Annotated in this window: 23 protein-coding genes; 18 read left to right on the top strand and 5 right to left on the bottom strand. The window is 34.1% G+C overall.

Annotation, left to right across the window (positions count from 1 at the left end; genetic code table 11):
• Positions 1-3 precede the first annotated feature (3 nt).
• The 5 genes from GMA06_RS05215 to GMA06_RS05195 are packed head-to-tail and all read left to right on the top strand — an operon-like array spanning position 4 to position 3966.
• Entirely contained in the window at positions 4-870 is an 867-nt protein-coding gene (locus GMA06_RS05215; RefSeq protein WP_163545469.1) for a branched-chain amino acid ABC transporter permease, read from the top strand.
• 10 nt (positions 871-880) lie between these two features.
• The gene (locus GMA06_RS05210) at positions 881-1837 is read left to right on the top strand and encodes a branched-chain amino acid ABC transporter permease (RefSeq protein ID WP_163545470.1); all 957 of its coding nucleotides are present in this window, start codon (positions 881-883) and stop codon (positions 1835-1837) included.
• Positions 1834-2607: an ABC transporter ATP-binding protein gene (locus tag GMA06_RS05205; protein WP_163561925.1), complete on the top strand. Its 774-nt coding sequence runs from the start codon at positions 1834-1836 to the stop codon at positions 2605-2607. The genes GMA06_RS05210 and GMA06_RS05205 overlap by 4 nt, the downstream gene beginning before the upstream one ends.
• A 1-nt stretch (position 2608) precedes the next feature.
• Complete coding sequence (locus GMA06_RS05200) at positions 2609-3313, top strand: ABC transporter ATP-binding protein (protein ID WP_163561924.1); 705 nt, start codon at positions 2609-2611, stop codon at positions 3311-3313.
• A 5-nt stretch (positions 3314-3318) separates the two neighbouring features.
• On the top strand, positions 3319-3966 hold the full coding sequence (locus GMA06_RS05195) for a CBS and ACT domain-containing protein (protein WP_163545473.1): 648 nt from the start codon (positions 3319-3321) through the stop codon (positions 3964-3966).
• Positions 3967-4023: 57 nt separating this feature from the next.
• Here GMA06_RS05195 and GMA06_RS05190 read toward each other — a convergent pair whose 3' ends face one another.
• Together GMA06_RS05190 and GMA06_RS05185 are read right to left on the bottom strand one after the other, a co-directional pair.
• A complete protein-coding gene (locus tag GMA06_RS05190; protein WP_163545474.1) occupies positions 4024-4791 on the bottom strand; it encodes an epoxyqueuosine reductase QueH in 768 nt (255 codons plus the stop codon).
• Between the two features lie 112 nt (positions 4792-4903).
• On the bottom strand, positions 4904-6361 hold the full coding sequence (locus tag GMA06_RS05185) for an NCS2 family permease (protein ID WP_163545475.1): 1458 nt from the start codon (positions 6359-6361) through the stop codon (positions 4904-4906).
• A 233-nt stretch (positions 6362-6594) separates the two neighbouring features.
• Here GMA06_RS05185 and GMA06_RS05180 point away from each other — a divergent pair, with 233 nt between their 5' ends.
• From GMA06_RS05180 to GMA06_RS05160, 5 genes are all read left to right on the top strand, one after another.
• Positions 6595-7356, top strand: a complete 762-nt coding sequence (locus GMA06_RS05180) for a TatD family hydrolase (RefSeq protein WP_163561923.1) — start codon at positions 6595-6597, stop codon at positions 7354-7356.
• Positions 7353-7919: a ribonuclease M5 gene (gene rnmV / locus GMA06_RS05175; RefSeq protein WP_163561922.1), complete on the top strand. Its 567-nt coding sequence runs from the start codon at positions 7353-7355 to the stop codon at positions 7917-7919. Before GMA06_RS05180 ends, rnmV begins: the two co-directional genes overlap by 4 nt.
• A complete protein-coding gene (rsmA, locus tag GMA06_RS05170) occupies positions 7912-8796 on the top strand; it encodes a 16S rRNA (adenine(1518)-N(6)/adenine(1519)-N(6))-dimethyltransferase RsmA (protein ID WP_163561921.1) in 885 nt (294 codons plus the stop codon). The genes rnmV and rsmA overlap by 8 nt, the downstream gene beginning before the upstream one ends.
• A gap of 75 nt (positions 8797-8871) precedes the next feature.
• Positions 8872-9558 carry a response regulator transcription factor gene (locus GMA06_RS05165; RefSeq protein ID WP_163545479.1) on the top strand — a complete coding sequence of 229 codons (687 nt, stop codon included), beginning with the start codon at positions 8872-8874 and terminating at the stop codon, positions 9556-9558.
• Positions 9503-10699, top strand: coding sequence for a HAMP domain-containing sensor histidine kinase (locus tag GMA06_RS05160; protein WP_163561920.1), 1197 nt, complete (start codon positions 9503-9505; stop codon positions 10697-10699). The genes GMA06_RS05165 and GMA06_RS05160 overlap by 56 nt, the downstream gene beginning before the upstream one ends.
• Before the next feature lie 399 nt (positions 10700-11098).
• Here GMA06_RS05160 and GMA06_RS05155 read toward each other — a convergent pair whose 3' ends face one another.
• Both GMA06_RS05155 and yihA read right to left on the bottom strand, forming a co-directional pair.
• Positions 11099-12355, bottom strand: coding sequence for a trypsin-like peptidase domain-containing protein (locus GMA06_RS05155; RefSeq protein ID WP_163561919.1), 1257 nt, complete (start codon positions 12353-12355; stop codon positions 11099-11101).
• 80 nt (positions 12356-12435) lie between these two features.
• A complete protein-coding gene (gene yihA, locus GMA06_RS05150; protein ID WP_163561918.1) occupies positions 12436-13035 on the bottom strand; it encodes a ribosome biogenesis GTP-binding protein YihA/YsxC in 600 nt (199 codons plus the stop codon).
• A gap of 75 nt (positions 13036-13110) precedes the next feature.
• On the opposite strand from yihA, the gene GMA06_RS05145 reads away from it, so the two are divergent.
• The 3 genes from GMA06_RS05145 (at position 13111) to GMA06_RS05135 (ending at position 17043) form a co-directional block, all read left to right on the top strand.
• On the top strand, positions 13111-14460 hold the full coding sequence (locus tag GMA06_RS05145; RefSeq protein WP_163561917.1) for an MATE family efflux transporter: 1350 nt from the start codon (positions 13111-13113) through the stop codon (positions 14458-14460).
• 50 nt (positions 14461-14510) lie between these two features.
• On the top strand, positions 14511-16574 hold the full coding sequence (locus tag GMA06_RS05140) for a DNA topoisomerase 3 (RefSeq protein ID WP_163561916.1): 2064 nt from the start codon (positions 14511-14513) through the stop codon (positions 16572-16574).
• A gap of 202 nt (positions 16575-16776) precedes the next feature.
• Entirely contained in the window at positions 16777-17043 is a 267-nt protein-coding gene (locus tag GMA06_RS05135) for a hypothetical protein (RefSeq protein ID WP_163561915.1), read from the top strand.
• Between the two features lie 53 nt (positions 17044-17096).
• Here the strand turns inward: GMA06_RS05135 and zwf are convergent, their stop codons facing one another.
• Positions 17097-18530, bottom strand: a complete 1434-nt coding sequence (gene zwf / locus GMA06_RS05130) for a glucose-6-phosphate dehydrogenase (RefSeq protein ID WP_205426241.1) — start codon at positions 18528-18530, stop codon at positions 17097-17099.
• A 165-nt stretch (positions 18531-18695) separates the two neighbouring features.
• On the opposite strand from zwf, the gene GMA06_RS05125 reads away from it, so the two are divergent.
• From GMA06_RS05125 to rpmF, 5 genes are all read left to right on the top strand, one after another.
• A complete protein-coding gene (locus GMA06_RS05125) occupies positions 18696-21068 on the top strand; it encodes an ATP-dependent RecD-like DNA helicase (protein ID WP_205426239.1) in 2373 nt (790 codons plus the stop codon).
• 12 nt (positions 21069-21080) lie between these two features.
• Positions 21081-22514 (top strand): cardiolipin synthase, encoded by a 1434-nt coding sequence (cls, locus tag GMA06_RS05120; RefSeq protein WP_163561914.1) that lies wholly within the window; start codon positions 21081-21083, stop codon positions 22512-22514.
• Between the two features lie 9 nt (positions 22515-22523).
• On the top strand, positions 22524-22922 hold the full coding sequence (locus tag GMA06_RS05115) for a ribonuclease HI family protein (RefSeq protein ID WP_163561913.1): 399 nt from the start codon (positions 22524-22526) through the stop codon (positions 22920-22922).
• Between the two features lie 155 nt (positions 22923-23077).
• Positions 23078-23647, top strand: coding sequence for a YceD family protein (locus tag GMA06_RS05110; protein ID WP_163561912.1), 570 nt, complete (start codon positions 23078-23080; stop codon positions 23645-23647).
• Between the two features lie 52 nt (positions 23648-23699).
• Complete coding sequence (gene rpmF / locus GMA06_RS05105; RefSeq protein WP_163545492.1) at positions 23700-23876, top strand: 50S ribosomal protein L32; 177 nt, start codon at positions 23700-23702, stop codon at positions 23874-23876.
• Positions 23877-24041 lie beyond the last annotated feature (165 nt).

The following is a 24041-nucleotide window of genomic DNA, read 5'->3' as shown; positions in this document are numbered from 1 at the left end:
TTTATGGAACAATTAGTAAATGCTATTTCGTTAGGTAGTATTTATGCGCTCGTTGCATTAGGATATACCATGGTATATGGTATCATTCGTTTAATCAATTTTGCACATGGCGATATTTTAATGTTAGGAGCGTATATTGGTTTTGCATTAATTTCTATTTTGAAACTTGATTTTTTCAGTGCTCTAATTTTATCCATGTTAGCATGTGCAATTATTGGTGCTGTTATTGAAAGGATTGCGTATAAACCATTACGTAAATCAGCTAAAATTGCAGCATTAATTACAGCCATAGGAGTATCTTACTTTATTGAGAATATCATGATTGTACAAGTTGGAGCAGAAACAAAAGTGTTTCCAGATGTATTAGGAAAACAATCATTTCAATTATTTGGTGTAGATATTACATTGAAACAAGTACTTATTTTTCTAATTACGATTTCCTTAATGGTTGTATTGACATTGGTTATTCAACGTACAAAAATGGGGAAGGCGATGCGTGCAGTTAGTACAGACGAAGAAGCAGCACAGTTGATGGGAATAAATGTAGATAATGTGATTACATTTACATTCTTATTAGGGTCAGCATTAGCTGGAGCAGCAGGTGTGTTGGTAGGTGTCTACTATGGAGCAATGACACCTTTAATGGGTGTTACGCCAGGATTAAAAGCATTTATTGCTGCTGTTTTAGGTGGTATTGGTAGTGTGCCAGGAGCGATGTTAGGTGGCTATTTAATTGGTCTTTTGGAAACTATTGTGAATGCTTTAGGCTTCTCATTATATAAAGATGCTTTTGTATATGCTATTTTAGTTGTGATTTTAATTGTTAGACCGGCAGGTTTACTTGGTAAAAATGTAAAAGAGAAAGTGTAGGTGAATGCGCATGAAGAAACATTTAAAATTACATATTATTTGGATTGCTTTGATTGTGCTAGTTGCCCTTTTAATTGATTTTCTCATTGCACAAGGTATTATTACACAAGTATATGAACGAACATTGGTAACGATTTTTATCAATATTATTTTAGCTGTAGGATTAAATTTAGTGATTGGTATCGCAGGACAGTTTTCTTTAGGGCATGCAGGATTTATGGCGATTGGTGCTTATGCAGGTGCTATTTTAATGATGCAAGTAGACGGTATTTTAGGATTGCTTTTAGGTATGCTCGTTGGGGCTATACTTGCAGGTGGTGTTGCTGTGATAATCGGTATTCCAACACTTCGTTTAACAGGAGATTATTTAGCTATTGCTACACTTGGTGCATCAGAAATTATACGTATTATTATTTTAACATCAGATAATATTACGAATGGTGCTATTGGTATCAGCGGTATTCCAGATACAGCAACATGGTCTATTGTTTATGTGTTTGTCATTATAACAACTGTTCTTGTTTTAAATTATATTCGTAGTAGTGCAGGGCGTGCGACATTGGCTATTCGTGAAAATGAAATTGCTGCTGAAGCTATGGGCGTTCACTCACTTAAATATAAAGTTACAGCTTTTGTTATAGGTGCTATGACAGCAAGTGTTGCTGGTACTTTATATGCAAGTTATTTAGGTGTTGTTGCACCAAAAGATTTTACATTCCAAAAATCAATTGATGTGTTAATTATTGTTGTATTTGGTGGTATCGGTAGTGTTACAGGGTCTATTATTGCGGCTATTTCATTAGGTATATTAAATACGCTATTACAACCAGTAGGAGAATGGCGTACGATTATTTATGCGATTGCCCTTATTTTAGTGATGATTTTTAGACCGAGTGGTCTACTAGGACGTAGAGAATTGATGATTTCTCCGTTTTTAAATCGTCAGAAAGGAGCTAGTCAAAAATGAGTTTGTTAGAAGTAAAACAATTAACAAAAAATTTTGGTGGTTTATCTGCTGTATCATTAGTTGATATGACATTTGAGCAAAATGAATTGATTGGCTTAATCGGTCCAAATGGAGCAGGTAAAACAACTTTATTCAATTTATTAACGGGTGTATATGTACCAACAGAAGGAACAATCACGTTAAAAACAGATAAAGGTGTTGTACTATTAAATGGTAAAAAACCTTATGAAATCAGTGATTTGGGATTGACAAGAACATTCCAAAACATTCGCTTGTTTAGTGATTTGACTGTATTAGAAAATGTTGAAATAGCCATGCATAGTAAAAAAGGTGTAGGGTTATTTGATAGCTTTTTTAGAACACCTAAATTTTATAAAAATGAAACCGATATGCAAGAAAAAGCACTGTCTTTATTGAGTATTTTTCATTTAGATGAAAAAAGCAACGTCGTTGCTAAAAATTTATCTTATGGGGAGCAACGTCGATTAGAGATTGTACGTGCTTTAGCAACAAACCCGAGAATTTTGTTTTTAGATGAACCTGCTGCGGGAATGAATCCTCAAGAAACGGCAGAGTTGACAGAGTTGATTTATCAAATTCAAAGAGATTTTAATATTACGGTTGTTTTAATTGAACACGATATGTCTTTAGTAATGTCGATTTGTCAGCGTATTTATGTTTTAGAATATGGGCGTTTAATTGCGCATGGAACGCCAGAGGAAATCAAACAAAATCCTGATGTTATTCGTGCGTATTTAGGAGGTGAATAGTATGTTAAAAGTAGAAAATTTAAGCGTCCATTACGGAATGATTCAAGCGATAAATAATGTGTCTTTTGAAGTGAATGAAGGCGAGATTGTCAGTTTAATCGGAGCAAATGGTGCAGGAAAATCGACCACTTTACGTACTATTTCAGGGTTAGAACGTGCTTCTAGTGGACAAATTACATATTTAAGTGAACCAATTCATACGATTTCTGCTAAAAAAATTGTTGAAAAGGGTATTGCTCATGTGCCAGAGGGACGTCATGTCTTTAAAGGAATGAGTGTTCAAGAGAATTTGGATTTAGGTGCCTTTTTAAGAAAAGATAAAGACGGTATTCAAAAAGATTTAAAAATGGTTTTTGAGCGTTTTCCAATTTTAGAGCAACGTAAAAATCAAGATGCATCAACTTTATCAGGTGGTGAACAACAAATGCTAGCCATGGGACGTGCGTTAATGACTCGTCCAAAATTGTTGTTATTAGATGAACCGTCAATGGGACTTGCTCCTATTTTCATTCGTGAAATTTTCAATATTATTCAAGATATTCAGCGCTTAGGTACAACTGTCTTATTGATTGAACAAAATGCAAATGTCGCTTTGTCCATTTCTGATAGAGGCTATGTACTTGAAAGTGGAAAAGTGGTATTATCAGGTACAGGGCAAGAATTATTGGCAAGTGAAGAAGTACAAAAAGCGTATTTAGGAGGTTAATAAAAATGGATGTTAGAACCTATATGACCGATAAAGTTGTGACAGCTACTGGAGATGTACGTATTTTAGAGGCACTAGATTTAATGAAAAAGCATAATGTGACACGTTTGCCCATTGTGCAAGGCAAACATGTAGTGGGTCTATTAACAGAAAAATTGATTGCGAAAAGTACACCGTCAACGGCAACAAGTTTAAGTATGCATGAAATCAACTATTTGTTAACAAAAACAACTGTTCAAGATATTATGGAAAAACATGTGATTACCATTCATCCAGATGCTTTATTAGAAGAAGCAGCTGAAACAATGCGTCAGCATCAAATTAGTGTCTTACCAGTTGTTGAAAATGATGCTTTAGTAGGTATTATCACACATTCTGATGTGTTAGAAGCCTTTGTTGATTTATTAGGATATTATAAAAAAGGCACACGTTTGACGATTGCGTTAGATGATAGAGTGGGTGAGTTTGAAAAAGTATTAGCTTTACTACGTCAAGAAAATGTTAATATTAACCAAATTGCTGTTTATCACGGTGGCGAAAAAGTGCAAGTTGTCTTACACTTAGCAAGTCAAAATGCAGATAAAGTATCTACTGTTTTAAAAGATGCAGGTTATCCAGTTTTATCAGCTATTGTCAAAGAAGGTAAAGAATAACAAACAGGAACGACTGGGGGTCGTTCCTGTTTGTTTGTATAAAAAGCCAAATCAGAGTTAATCATTATCATTTTGTTTAATAAAATAAAAAGGAATGTTTTGTCTATGTTTTTCAAGTTGTTCTCTTGCGTGTTGATTTACTGCTTTTAAATCAACCCCTTGTTGTTTAGCAGCAAAGACACAACCGCAATAACATTGACGATAAATGTCATATTCTTTACACATGTCAACAGAACGGCGATAACCATTATTTTTTTTGAAATCAGATGGTAAATAATGAACGGTTAAAAATGTTTCAATATTAAAGCCAACGTCATTGATGATTTGGCTATTTTTATGTGGTGATAATGTTAAAGCACTTGCGAAATAGTCAAAATCTAATTCTTTTGCTTTTTCAGCAGCACGGCTTAAGCGCATGTCATAGCAGGCATGACATCTTTTGCCACCTTCTACTTCATCTTCCATACCTTTTGCCATTTCTAAAAAACGTTTTGGATTATATTCATCCGCTAAAAATTGAACGGTATGATTGGTTCTTTGATTGAATTGGATAATAAAATCTTCTTGCACTTGTTTACGGTAGTCATATTCTGATTTAGGATGAATATTGGAATTTGAAAAATAAATAGTGACATCTGCCACATCGGCTAAATACTCTAACACAACTGTACTACATGGTGCACAACAACTATGTATCATGATTTTAGGTCTAAAACCATGTTCTTGCCATGACTTTACCATATTTTGTAAAATGCGGTCGTAATTGATATTACAATTTTTATGTTTGGCGTTGATAAAGTTTTTCGCATTGAAAAGTTCGTCCATAATTGCTCCTTTGATATGATAACGATATGTTTGTATTTTAGTAGATAAAACCTAGTGGTGTCAATCAAATACATAAAAAAGAGAACCAACCTCATGAGGTCGGTTCTCTTTTTTAAGCAATTAAAGCTAAAATGATAAAGTTGGCAATGAATAATGCGGTAGATAACCAAACGATAGGGTGTATCTCTTTGATTTTACCACTGACACATTTCACAATAACATAGAAGATAAACCCAGCTGCGATACCATAAGAAATGCTATATGCAAATCCCATGAAAACAGATGCGAAGAATGCGGGAACGGCTTCTTCAAAGTTTGTCCAGTTAATATCTGCAAAAGAGGACATCATTAAAATACCAACGATAATTAACGCGGGTGCTGTTGCAGCTGCTGGGACGATACTTACAAGCGGAGCAGCAAGTGTGGATACAACAAATAATAATGCTGTGACAACACTTGTCAAACCTGTACGACCCCCTGCACCAATACCTGCTGCAGATTCAACATAAGTCGTTGTATTTGATGTACCAAAAACAGCACCGATAGATGTTCCAATGGCATCAGCGAACAAAGCTTTATCCATTTTAGAACTGAAACCAGAACTATTTTCTAAAGCACGTTCATCTTCTTCAGAGAAGATACCAGTACGACGACCTGTCCCGATAAATGTACCGATTGTGTCAAAGACATCAGATAAACTAAAGGCGAAAATGGTTAGTAGAACAGTTGGTAATTTTGATGTATCTGAGAACAATGATAACAATCCTTCTGAACCAAAAGCCGCACCAAAGGTTGTACCTAATTCAGAAAAGGCTGTACCGATACCTGCAGCAAAATCAATGTGACCAACAGTAACAATACCTGTTAAAATACCGATAATGGTTGTTGTAATAATACTTACTAAAATAGCACCACGTACTTGTTTTACCATTAAAATAATTGTAAAAATAAGACCAAATAGGGCTAATAATGATGTTGGATTGGTGAATTTTACTAATTCGGGAACAATGCCACCGCCGGATACAACAGATTGAACCCCATTTACTGTTGCTGTTGCTTGATAAGGTGCGTTGTTGACAGACAAGATAGAGCCACTGTCTGATAAAAAGGCTAAAAAGTTTGCATTTTTAACACCAATATAAGCAACGAATACCCCAATTCCTGCTCCGATAGCATGTTGTAAACTTTCAGGAATAGATTTAATCATCAGTTTACGAATTTTTGTCACTGTAATCAAAATATTAAACATACCACATAAAAAGACCATAGCTAATGCTTGCTGCCAAGAAAAGCCTAAACTAAAGACAACCGTAAATGTGAAGAATGCATTTAATCCCATTCCAGGAGCTAAAGCGTAAGGAACGTTGGCAAAAAGTCCCATAATCAGCGTACTGATTGCTGAAGCAATAATTGTTGATAAGAAGACGGCTTGAGAGGGCATACCTGTTAATGATAAAATAGCTGGATTAACGAATAAAATATAAGACATAGCAAAAAATGTTGTAAACCCTGCAATAATTTCTGTTGCAACCGTCGTGTTATGTTGCGATAATTTGAAAAATTTTTCCATAATAACTCCTTTTTTATTTTAAAAAACGAATAAACAGCGAGAAAACAATAATTCTCCTGTTTAATGTTCGTGTTTTTATTTGTTTTTTAACTTTATGAATAAAGTGTACAATAAAAATGACAAAAAATCAATACAAAAATGAAAAAGTGATAAAAAATGTACGGATTTTAAATTGGTAGTGTTTTAGACATAATTTATGTATAATGAAAGACAAGAATAAATGAGGTGACAATATGTTTTTTGATACACATACACATGTGAATGTAGAGGCATTTGAGTTAGATTTAGAAGAAACACTGCAAAGAGCGAACGAAAATGGCGTTACGCACTTTGCTGTTGTTGGGTTTGATACGCCAACTATTCAAAAATCTTTAGAATTGAGTGCTTTACATGATAATATATATAGCATTATTGGCTGGCATCCAACAGAGGCGGGTGTTTACACAAAAGCCATTGAGGAAAAGCTGCAACAACAGTTAATTGATAAAAAAGTTGTGGCTTTAGGAGAAATTGGATTAGATTATCATTGGATGACAAGTCCAAAAGATGTCCAAGAGAAAGTATTTAGACGCCAAATTGCTATATCTAGAGAGCATCGTTTACCGATTAGTATTCATACAAGAGAGGCAATGGAGGATACGTATCGTATTTTGAAGAGCGAAATGTTTTATGGTGGTATTATGCACAGTTTTAGTGGGACGGTTGAGGATATGTACCGTTTTTTAGATTTGGGAATGCATATTTCACTAAGTGGTGTTGTGACATTTAAAAAAGCGGTTGATTTACATGACGTTGCAAAAAAAGTACCTTTAGATAGATTGTTGATTGAAACAGATGCTCCCTATTTAGCACCTGTTCCATTTCGTGGGAAAAGAAATGAACCAAGTTATGTACGTTTTGTGGCAGAAAAAATTGCTGAGTTACGAGAGTGTAGCATACAAGAAATTGCAGAGGCAACGATGAAAAATGCAAAGGAATTATTTGAATTAAGATGAAAGAGATAATTGTTGTTGAAGGTAGAGATGATACAAGACGATTGACCGAAGTTTTTGGGAAAATAGATACCATTGAAACGAATGGTTCCGCTATTGATGAAGAAACATTATTGTTAATTGAAAAGGCGCATCAGCTACGTGGGGTCATTGTATTAACTGATCCCGATTTTCCGGGTGAAAAAATTCGGAAAATCATCACTCAAAGAGTGCCAAACGTTAAACATGCTTTTCTTCATGTACAAGAGGCGTTGCCAAAAGGAAAAGGTAGTCTTGGTGTTGAGCATGCTAGTGATGTAGCTTTAAAAAGAGCATTACATGACGTGAAAGTAATTGTTGATGATTTTTCACATGATAATATTACAAAATCCTTTTTAATGAGATGTTCACTGATTGGGAGTGAGCAATCGGCTTATTTACGACAAGCGTTAAGTAAGCAATTAGGGATTGGGCATGTTAATGGTAAACAGTTAGAAAAAAGATTGAATATGTTTGGTATATCAAAAGAAGATGTATTAAATGTTTTAACGAAGATAGTAGAGGAAGAGAATATCAAAAATGGATAAAAAGAAAGATATAGCGACACCGACTAGAACAGCCGATATTTTAAAAAAATATGGTTTGTTTATGAAAAAGAGTTTAGGTCAGAATTTTTTGATTGAACCAAATATTTTAACGCGTATTGTTGATGTAGCAGAGATTGATGAGGACACAAATGTCATTGAAGTAGGTCCGGGAATTGGTGCGTTAACAGAACGTTTGGCACGAGTAGCCAATCATGTACTGGCTTTTGAAATAGATGATAGACTCATTCCTATTTTATCAGACACATTAAGTGAGTATCATAATGTGACTGTCTTACATCAAGATATTTTAAAAGCCGATTTAAATACCTCTGTTATAGAGCATTTAAATATGTCTAAAAAATTAAGTGTTGTTGCTAATTTGCCTTATTACATTACAACACCGATTATTATGCGTTTTTTAGAGGCTGATTTACAAATTGATACATTTGTTATGATGATGCAAAAAGAAGTGGCTGAACGTATGACAGCTAAAGTTGGAACAAAAGCATATGGCTCATTAACGATTGCTATTCAATATTGTATGATGTCTGAAATTGCGTTCATTGTTCCTAAAACAGTATTTTCTCCACAACCAAATGTCGATTCGGCTATTCTTAAATTAACAAGACGACAACAACCATTGGTCAATGTTACTGATGAGGCATTTTTCTTTGATTTAATTAAATCAGCATTTGTACAACGTCGTAAAACATTGTGGAATAATTTACAGCACAGATTTGGTAAAACGGAAACGATTAAAGAATGGCTTATGACGAGTTTGAGTCAAGCCAATATAGAACCGAGTGTACGTGCCGAAGCATTAAGCATTGAACAATTTGCTACCTTGGCAAATATCATGGTATTACATAAACCTTAAAAAAAGATAAAGATAAATAAAAAACTACTTATTTCATGTTATGATATAAGTAGTTTTTTAATAAGGAGTGACACGATGCGTATTTTAGTTGTAGATGATGAAAGAGAAATTGTTGATTTATTAACCATTTATTTGCGAAAAGAAAATTATCAAGTGTCAAAAGCTTATGACGGTATGAGTGCTTTAAAAAAACTTGAAGAACATGCCGATATTAAATTGATTATTTTAGATATTATGATGCCTAAAAAAGATGGGATTTCTGTTTTAAGAGCGCTTCGAGAAGCGAATAATCATGTGCCTGTATTATTATTGAGTGCTAAAGGAAGCGACATGGATAAAATTAAAGGTTTCAATCTTGGTGCTGATGACTATGTGTCAAAACCGTTCCATCCTCTTGAAATTATGGCACGTGTAAAATTATTGTTACGTCGATATGATACACAATTACCAACGCAAGAAGATGATATACAGGTTGGGCCGTTGATTATAAAAAAAGAATCTCACGAAGTGTTATTTTCAGGAGAAAATATTCCATTAACAGCACTAGAATTTGGTATTTTACACTTATTGGCAAGTTATCCTAATAAAGTGTTTAGTGCTGAAGAAATTTTTGAAAAAGTGTGGAAGCAAGAAAGTATTGTTTCTGCAAAAACGGTCATGGTACACGTTAGTCATTTAAGGGATAAATTAGAGGAAGCAACAGGTGGTGAAAAAATTGTTGAAACCGTTTGGGGTGTTGGATACAAAATATCAAAAAATTAAACATAAATGGAAACGACTAAAGGCACTTGATAAAAAGCAATTAAATCATTTAGTTGTAGAGGGTTTAATCACATTAACAGCGATTCTTTTTATTTATTTTGGATGCTTATTTTTATTTAATAAATTATTATTTCCACTACCTAATGAACCGTTTTATGCGTTACATCTTCGACAAGTATTTGGTATTACACATCAAATGATTGGGGTATATCGTCAGATTTTTACAGTGGTTATGATTTTAGGTGCTATTTGGTTTACATACTGGCGATTGAGTAGACGATATAGACAATATGAATTAAGTCATATTTTAGAAGAGTTAGATTATATTGCTTCGGGTAATTATCATCATCGTATATCAGAAGACTTATTGGGACGTATGAGAAAAGTAGCAATTAGTATCAATAAACTCGTCGATAGTACCGTATCGGCAATGGAAGAAGAACGACATATTGAACAAACAAAAAATGAACTCATAACGAATGTGAGTCATGATATTAGAACACCTCTCACATCTATTATTGGGTATTTAAGTTTGATTGAAGAATCGGATGAGATTGATGAAGAAGAATTGAAACAATACGTGCATGTTGCTTATATGAAATCTTTGCAAATGAAGCGTTTGGCAGATAATTTATTTGATTATATAAAAATGCAAGACTACAAAGAAGAATGGCAATATCAACATATTCCTATAAAAAATTTTTTGACACAAATTGTTGTGGAGAATGAATTAGAAGCATTGGAAAAAGATATGACGATTGATATTGATGTGACACCGTCCAATTTACTCGTTCAAATGAATGGAGAACAAATGGTAAGAGTGTACGATAATCTCATTTCTAATGCATTAAAATATAGTCAAGCCAAACGATTACAGCTCACGGCAAGACAAGAAAATAATGGTGTTATTTTAGAAGTTAAAAATGACGGACAAATGATTGACTCAGATGTGATGAATAAACTTTTTGTTCGTTTTTATCGAGGGGATCAATCACGTTCAAGTCAAATTAGTGGTTCGGGTTTAGGGCTAGCAATTGTAGAAAGTATCATTTTACATCATCAAGGACATATTGATGTTTATTCAACACCCTCGGAAACTGTCTTTCGTATTTGGTTACCACAAACAGTCGTTACTAAATAAAAAGTTTTTAATATAATGTTAGAACAAAAAAGATAAGCCTGACTATTATGTTGGGCTTTTTGAATATAATGGCTCTTCGTCAAATTGTGTTGGTGGATTATTTCCACCAACACGATTGATTATAGAGCAAAAAACAAAGGACAGCATCCAAATCTTGCTGTCCTTTGTTTTTGCCTATATAAGTCATGAAGTATCTATTTTTATACAATGTTTTTGTAACTATTTTACCAATTTTATATTATTTGGATGAATAAAACATTGCATATAAATAAATACATATCGAATGCTTACGCCCATACTTTACCACGTTCGTCTTATAATTTCAACTTATTTTCATTTTTTATCATGAAAACGTTAAATCCCACATGATATGCGAACGATTCATGTGGGATTTTAGGTTTAATTCATGTTTTGGTTTGTTGTCAGTGTGACAGTGACTTTTTCGAGTTTTCCATTTCTGTAAACATCTAGTGTGACTTTTTCGCCAATTGCGTGACTATATAAATGTTTTCTAAGTGATACAGCATTTTTAATGTCTTCGCCATTCCATTTTATGATGACATCGTATTGTTTTAGACCTGCATTATCAGCAGAAGAATTTTCTTGGACTTGGCTAATTACGACACCTTCTGTTACGTTTTCTGGTAATGATAATAAACGTTTGCGTTGTGTTGTAGAAACATCAGTCATATCAACTAAACCAACACCTAAATAAGGTCTTGAAATTTTTCCTTTGTTTTCAAGTTCTTCAATAATTTTCACAACTTGATTACTTGGAATGGCAAACCCGATACCTTCTACGGATGTGTCGGAGATTTTCATGGAGTTAATACCGATGACATTCCCATTTTCATCCACTAAAGCACCACCAGAATTCCCCGGATTGATAGCTGCATCTGTTTGAATGGTTTCCATTGTCCAGTCAGGTTGTTTATCGCCATTTGTATCAATATCTACGCTGCGATTGACAGCAGATATAATTCCTTTTGTGACAGTAGATGCTAATTTAGAACCTAGAGGAGAGCCAATCGCAAGGGCTGTTTCTCCAACTTTTAGTTCATCAGAATTGGCAAAACTAGCTGTTGTAGACACATCGCTACTTTGAATTTTTAATACAGCTAAATCTGTTAGTTTATCCGTACCAACAAGTTCAGCTTGTACCGTTTTTCCGTTTTTTAATAATACTTCTAATTCTTGTGCGTTTTCAATAACGTGGTTATTCGTAACAATATAAGCTGTATCGCCAGATACTTTATAAATAACACCACTTCCTTCACCGGCTTTTTGTAAACCATTTGAAGCACCAGATAGACCAAATAAATTATTTTCGGTATTAGACTGATATTTTGCGATAGAAACAATAGCACCTTGTACTTTTTCAATGGCACTTGTTATAGATGTTTCTGCCTTTGGAGATGATACGGTTTTTGTAACAGATGTAATATTTGCTGGTTGCTGTGTAGGGCGAGTTGTGGCTTGCTGTATATATAATCCACCCATGATAAGAGATGCCCCTAATAAACTACCAGCTATACCAGAAATCAGCCCTATTTTAATAGGAGAAGCGGTCTTTTTGTGTGGTTTTTCAACGAGTATAGGTTGTTCTTCATTTTCTATTAGTTGTTCTTCTACTGTTTGTTCGTTATATTCACTCATGTGTTTACCTCCTAAAATAAGCATATTGTTTTGTATGTCTATAAAATAGCGTGTAAACCTTAAAAGATTCTGAAACGTCTTTAGGCGTTATGTTCTTCTTGAATGGCTTGTGTAATACTTTCCCAAGCAGCATCTTTTCCTTCGCCAGTTTCAGCAGAAAATAAAATAATCTTATCATCATGAGAAAGCTGTAATTTTTTTCTAAAAGTGGACTCGTGTTTGTTCCATTTTCCACGAGGAACTTTATCAATTTTTGTCGCAATAATTTGGAAAGGGATATTGTAATAGTCGACAAATTCTTTCATTTGAACATCTTCAGCTGTTGGGTCATGTCTAAAATCCATGAGTAAATAGACTTTTTTTAATGTGTTTCGTTGTGTGAAATATTCTTCTAACATATGTCCCCATTTTTCACGTTCGGTTTTTGATACACGAGCATAACCGTATCCGGGAACATCTACAAAATAAAAAGAATGTTCAATATCATAAAAGTTAAGTGTTTGTGTTTTTCCTGGTTTGCTAGATGTTCTTGCTAAATTTTTACGATTGACTAATTTATTGATAAAAGATGATTTACCAACATTGGAACGTCCTGCCAAAGCAACCTCAGGATATTGTGTTGTTGGATATTGTTTTTGAGATACAGCACTAATGACAATATCTGCATAATTGACTTTCATAAGTAGCCTCCTATATTGAACTATGATACAATACATCATAGCACATAATTGCTAAAAACGCATATTGGAGGAAAGATGACGACAAAAGAATTTTATAGAGAATATATTAAAATTGTCATTCCGTTGATGTTTCAAGGTTTGGTCACGACATTGGTGGCTATGGTGGATAATTTAATGGTTGGGCAACTAGGAGATTTAGCTATTGCAGCAGTTGCCATGAGTAACCGAATTTTAGGAATAGTCCTGTTTACCTTATTTGGCATTGCGGCAGCGTCTAGTGTGTTTATTGCACAGTTTTATGGTGCACGAGATAAAGAAATGCAAAAAGAAGCCTTTAGAACATCGCTTATTTTATCATCGGGATTAGTGTTCGTATCTTTTCTTGTTTTATTATTGATACCTGAAACAGTTGTGCATTTTTTTGTACAAGATATTGAAATTGAACGCCTCGCCGTAGCGTATATTCGCATTATGATTTTAGGATTTGTACCCTATTTATTAACAATCAATTATGGAACAGCGCTAAAAGTAGTTGGACAAGTACGCTTACCGCTTGTTGCCAGTTTAAGCGGTGTTGTCTTGAATACATGTTTGAACTATGTTCTTATTTTTGGGAATTTTGGTTTTTCGGCAATGGGCGTAGAAGGTGCGGCTATCGCAACAGTTTTTGCAAGACTATTGGAATTTGGTATTATTTATTATGTTGTCTATACAACAGGTTTTGATTTTAATACGAAGTTTAAAGATATTTTTAAAGTAGATAGAGCGTTATTTAAAGACGTTTGTTACAAAGCTGTTCCACTAGCTGTCAATGAAATTATTTGGGCATTTGGACAAGCGACTATTTTGAAATTATATGGAGTAAGAGGAAGTAATGTTATTGCAGCCTTATCTATTTCGGATACGACTACTTCTATTTTTTATTCTATTACACAAGGTATTTCAGCGGCGACACCAGTATTGGTGTCACAGCGTTTGGGTGCTGGTAAATTAGATGAGGCTTATCAGAATGGAAAAATGTTGTTAAAAACTATTGGATTTGTTGCAGCATGTTTAGGATTGATAATGTTTGGTATGAGTCATATTGTACCGAACTTGTATCAAGTATCCAAAGCATCACATGATTTAGCGGTACAAATGATACAACTAACCGGTATGTTTTTTTGGATTTATTTAACAGGTGCACAAAATTATTTTATTATGCGTGCCGGTGGCGATATGAAATCTACATTATTAATGGACGGTGGGTTTAAATGGGGAGTTACCATTCCTGTTATGGCAATATTAGCCTATTTCACACAGTTTTCAGCTATTGCTATTTTTATGTGTACACAAGTTTGTGAATTTATTCAAATGTGTGTTGGATTACGCTTTTTCTTTAAGAAACGATGGTTGAAAAATTTAACAGTAAAAGGCAATCGGTAGTCATAATATGTGATGACTACTGATTGTTTTAGCAATATAAAGGAGTATCTATGAGTAAGACATTAGTATTGGCAGAAAAGCCGAGTGTTGCAAAAGACTTAGCACGTGTTTTAGGAGCAACACAAAAACAAAAAGCCTATTTTGAAGGAAAAAATTATATTGTCACATGGGCTTTGGGGCATTTGATGACATTGAAATTACCCGAAGATATTGACAAAGATTGGCAAAAATGGGATATGGCAACATTACCTATGATTCCTAAAGAAATTGGTATAAAACCATTGCCTAAAACAACACATCAATTAAAAGCCATTAAAGAATTGGTACAACGAAAAGATGTGAAAGATATTGTGATTGCGACCGATGCCGGACGTGAAGGAGAGTTAGTCGCAAGGTGGATACTAGCATTTGCTAAGTGTCAAAAGCCGATGTATCGTCTGTGGATTTCATCTCAAACAGATAAGGCAATTAAGCAAGGATTTGCGGCATTAAAACCGGCAAACGAGTATGATGCTTTATACCAATCAGCCATCGCTCGAGCAAAAGCTGATTGGTTGGTAGGGTTGAATGTAACACGTGCATTGACGGTGAAATATGAAGATAATCTTTCTGCCGGACGTGTGCAAACACCAACATTAGCATTGGTACGTGAACAAGAGAAAAAAATAGAAACGTTTGTACCTAAGACGTATTTTGTTGTGAATGTTCAATATAAACAGTTAAAAGCAATGTTTCAAAAGCAATTCGACACTAGAGAGGAAGCAGAACGCTTTATGGAAACAGTGAAAAAAGGTGTTGTTTTAGAGGTAAAAGAAAAAACACATGTGGAAAAAGCACCGTTACCGTACGACTTGACAGAATTGCAAAAGGAAGCGAATCAACGGTATCAATTCTCGGCTAAAAAAACATTGTCAATTGTACAAAGTTTATATGAAACACATAAAATTGTGACGTATCCTAGAACGGACAGTAAGTATTTGACAACAGATATGCAAGCAACCATGAAAGAAAGACTTCAAGCTATTGCCAAGTATGACGAACGAGCAAAAGAGTATATCAACTTGGGCGGGAAAGTGATACAAACCGCTGTATTCCAAAACGACAAAGTTAGTGATCATCATGCACTTATTCCAACAGAACAAATGCCAAACTTGTCTAAATTATCATCTGATGAAAACAAAATTTATCGCTTTATTGTTGAGCGTTTTTTAGGTTTATTTGCACCACATCATCAAGTGAAAAGTGTGTCTATTAAAGTCCAATTTAATGACAAACAAGAATGTATCTTTAAAGAAAACAGTGTCCTTGTTCAAGGTTGGAAACAGCAAGAAGTCAGTCGTGTGTCTGTGGACGTAAAACAAGGCGATATACTATATGTTCAAACGAGCTGCGAGAAAAAAGTCACTACCCCTCCGAGTGCTTTGTCAGAGGGAACATTATTGGGTGCCATGGAAAAACACAGTTTAGGTACACCAGCAACACGAGCAGAAATTATTGAAAAATTGATTAAATCTGACTTAATGGAAAGACAAGCCGTGACATTGAGAGTAACACCTAAAGGAAAACAGTTGTTACAACTTGTTAATCCTTCTCTTGTGACACCGACTTTAACAGAGCAGTGGGAAAAATCTCTTGAAAAAATTGCCCATGGCAAAGAGCGTTCAGACAGCTTTTTAAAAGATATTGAAAAAAGTACACGACATCTAGTAGAGGAAATTAAGGGGAGTGAGGTTGCTTACAAAGACTTCACGATTACGTCCAAAAAATGCCCAGAATGCCAATCTTTATTGCGTGAACGTAATGGAAAAGATGGCAAGCGTTATGTATGTACGAATGCTGAATGTTCATACCAACGACGTAAAGACCCTAAAGTATCGAATCATCGTTGCCCGCAATGCCATAAAAAAATGGAAATCATTGACGGTAAAAATGGAGCATTTTTCAAATGTAAATTCTGTTCCATTACAGAAAAACTAGAAAGCAAATCACAACGTCAACAAAAATTAAGCAAACACGAAGAAAAAAGATTGTTACAAAAAATCAATGCTAAACAAGAAACTGTTGAAAGTCCATTTGCTGTGTTAAAACAATTAGCGAATGATAAGGTAGAGTAATCGAAAAAGAGCGAACCCATAGATAGTGGTTCGTTCTTTTTTATTCAAAAAACTCTTTTTGCATATAGAGGGAGGTTGTTGAATCCAAAGGATTTTGAGGATATAATATTATTTTTAGATTTTTTGATATGTAAAAAAGTTAATAATTTTAAAAAGAAACTATACTTTTGATATAAAGTCTTTCGCTTAATTTATTTGTCTGATGAAAGAGGTAGTCAGTATAGATAGCCATGAAATGATATGTTTTTTACCGATGTGTTTAAGCATTCTTTTATCTAGTATCATTACATTTGGATTAGTATTATTTTTGACTGCCGGTCCAGTAGTGTGGTGGACTGTTAAAATGATGTTAGAATTTGTATGGAATGTCGGAATACCTTATCTTATGATTATCGTTATTTTATGGATTATCACATGGATTCAAACCAAACGTTTTATGAAACAAGTACATACATATTATTCAGAATAATATTAAAACGATAATAAAAAGACGACAGTATCATCATGCTGTCGTCTTTTTCGTTATTGATTTATCCAATGAAATCCGTCTTTTTCTAGTAGTTGGATGCTTTCAATAGGTCCCATGCTACCAGCGGTATATGTTGGTATGTTTGATTGTGTGTCATTGTCCCATGCGTGACGAATGCGGTCAATAAAAGCCCACGATAATTCAATTTCTTCACGGTGTGCAAAGTTTGTCATATCACCATGTAAGCATTCTAAAATCAAACGTTCATACGCTTCGGGAGCATTTTGTTGCGTATAGGTTTTTGTTAAGTCAATCATTTGGATATGATGTGATAATCCTTGTTCTTTTGTATTGATAAATAGACGTATTTGTTCTTCGGGTTGTATATGAATACTTAATAGATTACCTGCAACTTCTGGGCTTGTTGGTTTAAATTGGATATGTACACTCGTGTCTTTATGTGACAGACGTTTCCCAGTACGAATGTAAAAAGGAATGTTTTTCCAACGTGCGTTATCAATGAAAATTTTTCCTGCTACGAATGTTTCCGTACGTGTGTATGCATCAATATCTGGTTCTTCTTTGTATCCGATAATATCATCATTGCCAATGTATTGTGCACGAACAAAATGTTCTTTAATGGCATTTTCATCATACATACGAAGATGACGCAAAACAGAAGCTTTTTCTTCTCGAATATTTTCCCCATTTAATGTTTCGGGTAGTTCCATGCTTAATAACGATAAAATTTGGAAAATATGATTTTGTACCATATCTCGTAAAGCACCACTTTTATCGTAATAGCCAGCACGGTCTTCAAAGCCAACGGATTCAGCTAAGGTAATTTGAATATTGTCGATGTATTCAGCATGCCAACAAGCTTTTAATAGTGCATTATGGCAGCGTAAAGCGGTAATGTTTTGTACCATTTCTTTGCCGAGATAATGGTCGATACGGAATATTTGATTTTCATCAAATGTTTGAGTGAGTTGATTGTTTAACTCAATAGCCGTTTGTAAATTATGTCCAAATGGTTTTTCAATAATTAAACGATTAAACCCATTTGATGTTAACAAATGTTGCGTTTTAATATGTTGAGCAATCGTACCAAAAAAGTTTGGAGCAACAGATAAATAGAACACACGATTACCCAATGTGTGATATGTCGCATCTAGTGTATCTGCCAAATGTTTTAGTTGATCATAATGTTGTGTATGTTCGACGTTATGTGATAAATAGTAGAAATGGCTTGCAAATGCTTTTTTTTCTGCATCATCATTCGATAATTGTTGAATGGATTCTAAAACAACTTCTTGATAGTAATCATTACTCCATTCACGACGTGCTGTTCCTATAACGGCAAACGAGTTTTTTAAATGTCCTTTTTTAAAAAGGCGGAACAAGGCTGGATATAGTTTGCGTTTTGCCAAATCACCCGTTCCACCAAAGATAGTGATTAAAACAGGTATTTCTTGAATAATGGTCATAGTGTTCCTCCATAAATAATGTACGCTTTATTATACTAATGCGACGTATTTGTTGCAATGAAAAAGCAAGGCTTTTATAAAATATAAATTGGAATATTGCTTTTAGATGAAATAATGAAATTGACTGTGATATAATACCCATAACTATCATCATAGGAGGGAATCATGACGCAATTATTTATTAAAGGTACCGTTGAAACGATTTATTTTCAAAATGCATCCAATTTTTATAAAGTCATGCTCGTTTCCGTAGAAGATACAAATACTTCTTATGATGATACGACGATTGTGGTAACGGGGACATTTGGTGATATTCATTTAGATATCCAATATATTTTTTATGGTGATTTAGTGGAGCATGCCAAATACGGTCTGCAATTCCAAGTAACAACCTATCAGCAATCGTCTACCCTCTCTGAAAAAGGGCTTATTCAGTATCTATCAAGTGATAAGTTTCCAGGGATTGGCACAGTGTTAGCAACACGTATTGTCGATATGTTTGGTGTAGAGTCGATTGAAATGATTTTGAATCATCACCCCAATTTAAAAACAATCCCAGGATTAACCACACAAAAAAGAGAAGTATTACATGATACCTTGTTGAGTATACAAGGAGAAAATCACATCGTATTATCCTTGTTAAAATATGGATTTAATGACACATTAGCGTATCGTATTTTTCAAACCTTTAAAGAAAAATCTTTGGAGGTTATTGAAACCAATCCATATTTATTGATTGAAAAAATAGACGGTATCGGTTTTTCAAAAGCAGATCAAATTGCTGAAAGTTTAGGCTTTCCAGCAAATGCAGTGGAAAGATTAAGAGGTGCTCTGTTTTTTACACTAAAAGAAAGATGTTACACAACGGGGAATACGTATGAAAAAGCTGAAGATGTACTCGTGCATAGTTTACAGCTACTTGAAAAAAGTCGAGCAGTTTTAATTGATGAAGAAACATTGGCAAATGAACTAATTGCCATGGGGCAAGTGGGGACAATTATTGAAGATAATGGACGATTTTCAATTCCTAGTATTTATTATGCTGAAAATGGGATTGTATTGTCGTTAAAAGGATTGACGCATCAAGAAAAAATCTCTTATTTACAAGTTGATATTGATAAAGAAATACAGAACATTGAAAAACGTCTACATATTACATATAGTCTTACGCAAAAAATAGCTATTAAAAAAGCACTAGAATGTCCAGTTTCTATTTTAACTGGAGGCCCAGGTACAGGGAAAACCACGGTTATCAATGGCATTGTTACATTATTTGCGAAACTTAATGATATTGATTTATATAGTCATACTTATGTTGATGATTTTCCTATTTTGTTAGCGGCACCGACAGGGCGTGCGGCAAAACGGATGAAAGAATTGACAGGATTACCTGCTTCTACATTACATCGTTTGTTAGGTATTGGATTAACTGGTCAGTTGATTGAAGACGATATACTCGATACTAAAACATTGGAGGGACGCTTGTTAATTATTGATGAAATGTCCATGGTGGATACATGGTTAATGAACTGGGTGTTAAAAGCTATTCCTATGGGTATGCAAGTTATTTTAGTTGGTGATAGACACCAGCTACCTTCGGTTGGACCTGGGCAAATTTTACATGATTTATTGATGTCGAAAAGTATTCCCTATACAGAATTGACTGATGTGTACCGACAAGATGAGCAATCGACGATTGTGGAATTGGCACATTCTGTTAAAGACGGTATTTTACCAGATAATTTTTCTCAAAATTTTAAAGATAGATCTTATTTTTCTTGTTCTGCCAATCAGGTGGCACTCGTTGTTGAAAAAATTGTTGAAAAAGCAGCTTTAAAAGGTTATACAATGTCAGATATCCAAGTATTAGCACCAATGTATAAAGGTGCAGCAGGTATCAATCAGTTAAATCAGTTAATTCAAAATATTTTAAATCCAGCTAAATCAACAAATCGACAAGTCGAACATTTTGATAGAGTATTTCGTGTTGGCGATAAAGTATTACAATTAGTCAATCAGCCAGAGCAAAATGTGTTTAATGGTGATATAGGTGAAATTATTTCTATTTTTTATGCAGAAGAAACAGAAAGTAAAATAGATGAATTGGTTGTTTCTTTTGATGGGAATGAAGTTAGCTATCAAAGAAATGAATGGCATCAATTAACATTAGCATATTGTTGTTCAGTACATAAAGCTCAAGGAAGTGAGTTTCCTTTAGTGATATTACCAATGGTAAAACAATATGGACGTATGTTACGTAGAGATATTTTTTATACAGCTTTGACACGAAGTAAAAAAAGTTTAGTGTTATGCGGCGAGTTAGATGCTTTTATATACGCTACAGAACAGGAAGTAACGTATCGACAAACATTGCTTGTGGAAAAATTGCAAGGAGAAGGTTTGGCGGTAAAAGAGATATCGGTTGAACAAAACGAAACGATACAGACAAAATCACTTATTTTAACAGAAGAAACACTATATGAGATTGATGCCATGATTGGCATGGACGGTATAACACCGTATGATTTTATGACATAATAGAGGTAGAGAATGTTTACAATAATTTTAATCATTATCTTTTTGAATACATTAGCAGCCTTAATTACTGTTTTTAGAGAAAGTAGGGGGATTTCTTCGACGTGGACATGGTTATTGGTGTTAGTGTTATTACCTATTATTGGGTTTATTTTATATTTATTTATTGGAAAGAAAATTTCTAAAGAAAATATTTTTGATTTACAAAAACAAGAACGCTTAGGATTACGTGTGTCTGCGAGTGAGCAAAAAGAATTGTTGGAAAAAAGACAACTAGCACAAAGGCATTCTCGTGCTGAAAAAGAAATGATTTCTCTTTTTTTGAATACGGAGGAGGCTTTGTATACAAAAGGGAATGTTGTTGACATTATAGATAATGGCAATGTTAAGTTCGAACAGCTATTAGAAGATATAAACAATGCAACACATCATATCCATTTGCAATATTACATTTTTAATAATGATGATTTAGGGAAAAAAATCATGAGAGCATTGTATAAAAAAGCGTCACAGGGCGTTGAAGTGTTAGTGTTGTATGATGCTTTAGGTAGTCGAACATTAAACCCTCAATTTTTTAGACGGTTAACAAAAGCAGGAGGAAAAGCTCTGTCTTTCTTTGGGTCGTCTATTCCGATTGTTAACTTACGGTTTAATTATCGCAATCATAGAAAAATTGTTGTTATTGACGGGAAAATTGGTTATGTTGGTGGGTTTAATATTGGCGATGAATATTTAGGAAAAGGTAAACTAGGGTATTGGAGAGATACGCATTTACGCATTTCTGGAGAAGCTGTACATTCGCTACAAACACGCTTTTTCGTTGATTGGAATGCTGTTGCCAAACTAGAAGATGAAAAAGGATATAAAGAAGAATATTTTCCACCATTTGAAGAAATAGGGCATACAGCAATGCAAATTGTGTGCAGTGGCCCAGAGTCTGATTGGGATCAAATTAAATTGGGCTATGTCAAAATGATTTCTCTTGCGAAAAAAAGTATTTGGATACAAACACCTTATTTTATTCCCGATGAAAGTGTTATGGATGCGTTACGTATTGCTATTATGTCGGGGATTGAAGTGAATATTATGATACCGTGTAAACCGGATCATCCTCTTGTTTACCGTGCAACAGAATATTATGCAAAAATTTGTGGGAGTTTAGGTGCAAATATTTATGTGTACCAAAAGGGATTTATGCATTCTAAAGTTTTGTCGATTGATGGGAGAATGGCAAGTGTTGGTACAGCTAATTTTGATATTCGCAGTTTTGAATTGAATTTTGAAGTGTGTGCATTTATGTATGATGCTTATATTGCTAAAACATTAGAAGAACAATTCAAGCGTGATATTGAATTTTGTGAACAAGCAACTCCAGAGTATTTCAGTCAACAATCTTTATGGCGAAAACTAAAACAACTTTTTTCAAGATTGTTTTCTCCTGTTCTATAGGAGGTTACGATGATAAAAATGTATATAGATGCAGCATGCTCTATACCACCTCAAAGAATCGGTATAGGCATTGTCATATATAAGGATAAACAGCAACAACAATTATCTATACCTTTAAATAAAGCCTTGAATAATCATGAAGCAGAATATGAAGCGATTTATCAAAGTTTGTGTTATTTAATTGAAAAAGAACTTCATCATGATATTGTATTGATATATTCGGATAGTAAAGTTGTTGTGACGGCATTGAACCGAAAAAGTGCTAAAAATAGTTGGCAGCAGCCGTATTTAGACAAAATTTTACCTTTATTAAATCAGCTACATCACTATTATGTTGAGTGGTTTTCAGATAAAGAAAATAAAATGCCTGACATACTCGCTAAAAGAGCACTTACTTTACGTGAATAAGAAGTAAGTTAATGTTAGATGCTATGTAAACAAAATATCAAAAAAGAAAATATAGGTTGATAATTAACTCGATTTAAGCCATAATAAGAAAAGATAAATTTGACAAACCGATATATTCCTTGTATAATTCGGTATGTTGCTTTAGGAGTGATAAGATGAAATGGTCAATGAAACAAATTGAAGAACATGGTGTTGAACCGTTAAAATTTTTGCAAGAAGTGGATTTGAAACAATCACTGATAAAGCGTGAATCTGACATTATAGATGTATCACCTGTGAAGTTGAATGGGTCACTTTTGTATGACAATCATAGCGTTATTGCGACGTTTGTTGTAGAAGTTACTGTTACTCTACCTTCTTCACGAACATTGGAGCCAGTCCAAGTTCCTTTAATGATTGATGTATCTGAAAGATATGTTGAACAAGGCTACTTATCTCAGTATGTAGAAGTAGCTAAAGAGGAAGTTGTTACTGTTATTGAGGAAAATTATGTTGATTTAACAGAAACGATTATTGATAGTATTTTGTTAAGTTTACCACTAAAAGTTTTATCTCAAACAGAACAAGAGGACGACAATTTACCAAGTGGTAATGGATGGGTTCTTTTGACTGAAGATGCATACAATATGCAGAAACAAAAAGAAGCAGAAGACAATATTGATCCTAGACTTGCAGGGTTAAAAACTCTCCTTTTAAATGAGGAAGACGAAGATCAAAGTCTGTAACAACTTTGGTGAATACCAATATAAGATAGACAGTAATCAGGAGGTGTAGAACATGGCAGTACCTAAAAGAAGAACATCAAAAGCTAGAAAAGCAAAACGTCGTACACACTTTAAATTAGAAGTACCAGGTATGACAGCATGTGCAGATTGTGGCGAATTGAAAAAAAGTCATCACGTTTGCCCATCTTGTGGTAAATACGACGGTAAAGAAGTTGTATCAGTTGGCTAATTATAATGAAACAGTCTTTGTATAAAGGCTGTTTTTTGTGGCTCTTCGTCAAATTGTGTTGGTGGAGAGAAATAGTGAGTATGTTGGTAGTGAATGGCATTAACCATTCACTACCTTTTTCACATTCTTTTTCTGCCACTGAGAATGGTGTTGTATGATTAAAAT

The sequence above is a fragment of the Granulicatella sp. zg-84 genome (assembly GCF_010892375.1).
Classification (GTDB): domain Bacteria; phylum Bacillota; class Bacilli; order Lactobacillales; family Aerococcaceae; genus WM01.
This window is presented reverse-complemented; position numbering and strand designations above follow the sequence as displayed.

Bases quoted from the DNA above. Each gene is read 5' to 3' on its own strand.
- GMA06_RS05215 (WP_163545469.1), top strand. From the start codon at position 4: ATGGAACAATTAGTAAATGCTATTTCGTTAGGTAGTATTTATGCGCTC.
- GMA06_RS05210 (WP_163545470.1), top strand. From the start codon at position 881: ATGAAGAAACATTTAAAATTACATATTATTTGGATTGCTTTGATTGTG.
- GMA06_RS05205 (WP_163561925.1), top strand. From the start codon at position 1,834: ATGAGTTTGTTAGAAGTAAAACAATTAACAAAAAATTTTGGTGGTTTA.
- GMA06_RS05200 (WP_163561924.1), top strand. From the start codon at position 2,609: ATGTTAAAAGTAGAAAATTTAAGCGTCCATTACGGAATGATTCAAGCG.
- GMA06_RS05195 (WP_163545473.1), top strand. From the start codon at position 3,319: ATGGATGTTAGAACCTATATGACCGATAAAGTTGTGACAGCTACTGGA.
- GMA06_RS05190 (WP_163545474.1), bottom strand. From the start codon at position 4,791: ATGGACGAACTTTTCAATGCGAAAAACTTTATCAACGCCAAACATAAA.
- GMA06_RS05185 (WP_163545475.1), bottom strand. From the start codon at position 6,361: ATGGAAAAATTTTTCAAATTATCGCAACATAACACGACGGTTGCAACA.
- GMA06_RS05180 (WP_163561923.1), top strand. From the start codon at position 6,595: ATGTTTTTTGATACACATACACATGTGAATGTAGAGGCATTTGAGTTA.
- rnmV (WP_163561922.1), top strand. From the start codon at position 7,353: ATGAAAGAGATAATTGTTGTTGAAGGTAGAGATGATACAAGACGATTG.
- rsmA (WP_163561921.1), top strand. From the start codon at position 7,912: ATGGATAAAAAGAAAGATATAGCGACACCGACTAGAACAGCCGATATT.
- GMA06_RS05165 (WP_163545479.1), top strand. From the start codon at position 8,872: ATGCGTATTTTAGTTGTAGATGATGAAAGAGAAATTGTTGATTTATTA.
- GMA06_RS05155 (WP_163561919.1), bottom strand. From the start codon at position 12,355: ATGAGTGAATATAACGAACAAACAGTAGAAGAACAACTAATAGAAAAT.
- yihA (WP_163561918.1), bottom strand. From the start codon at position 13,035: ATGAAAGTCAATTATGCAGATATTGTCATTAGTGCTGTATCTCAAAAA.
- GMA06_RS05145 (WP_163561917.1), top strand. From the start codon at position 13,111: ATGACGACAAAAGAATTTTATAGAGAATATATTAAAATTGTCATTCCG.
- GMA06_RS05140 (WP_163561916.1), top strand. From the start codon at position 14,511: ATGAGTAAGACATTAGTATTGGCAGAAAAGCCGAGTGTTGCAAAAGAC.
- GMA06_RS05135 (WP_163561915.1), top strand. From the start codon at position 16,777: ATGAAAGAGGTAGTCAGTATAGATAGCCATGAAATGATATGTTTTTTA.
- zwf (WP_205426241.1), bottom strand. From the start codon at position 18,530: ATGACCATTATTCAAGAAATACCTGTTTTAATCACTATCTTTGGTGGA.
- GMA06_RS05125 (WP_205426239.1), top strand. From the start codon at position 18,696: ATGACGCAATTATTTATTAAAGGTACCGTTGAAACGATTTATTTTCAA.
- cls (WP_163561914.1), top strand. From the start codon at position 21,081: ATGTTTACAATAATTTTAATCATTATCTTTTTGAATACATTAGCAGCC.
- GMA06_RS05115 (WP_163561913.1), top strand. From the start codon at position 22,524: ATGATAAAAATGTATATAGATGCAGCATGCTCTATACCACCTCAAAGA.
- GMA06_RS05110 (WP_163561912.1), top strand. From the start codon at position 23,078: ATGAAATGGTCAATGAAACAAATTGAAGAACATGGTGTTGAACCGTTA.
- rpmF (WP_163545492.1), top strand. From the start codon at position 23,700: ATGGCAGTACCTAAAAGAAGAACATCAAAAGCTAGAAAAGCAAAACGT.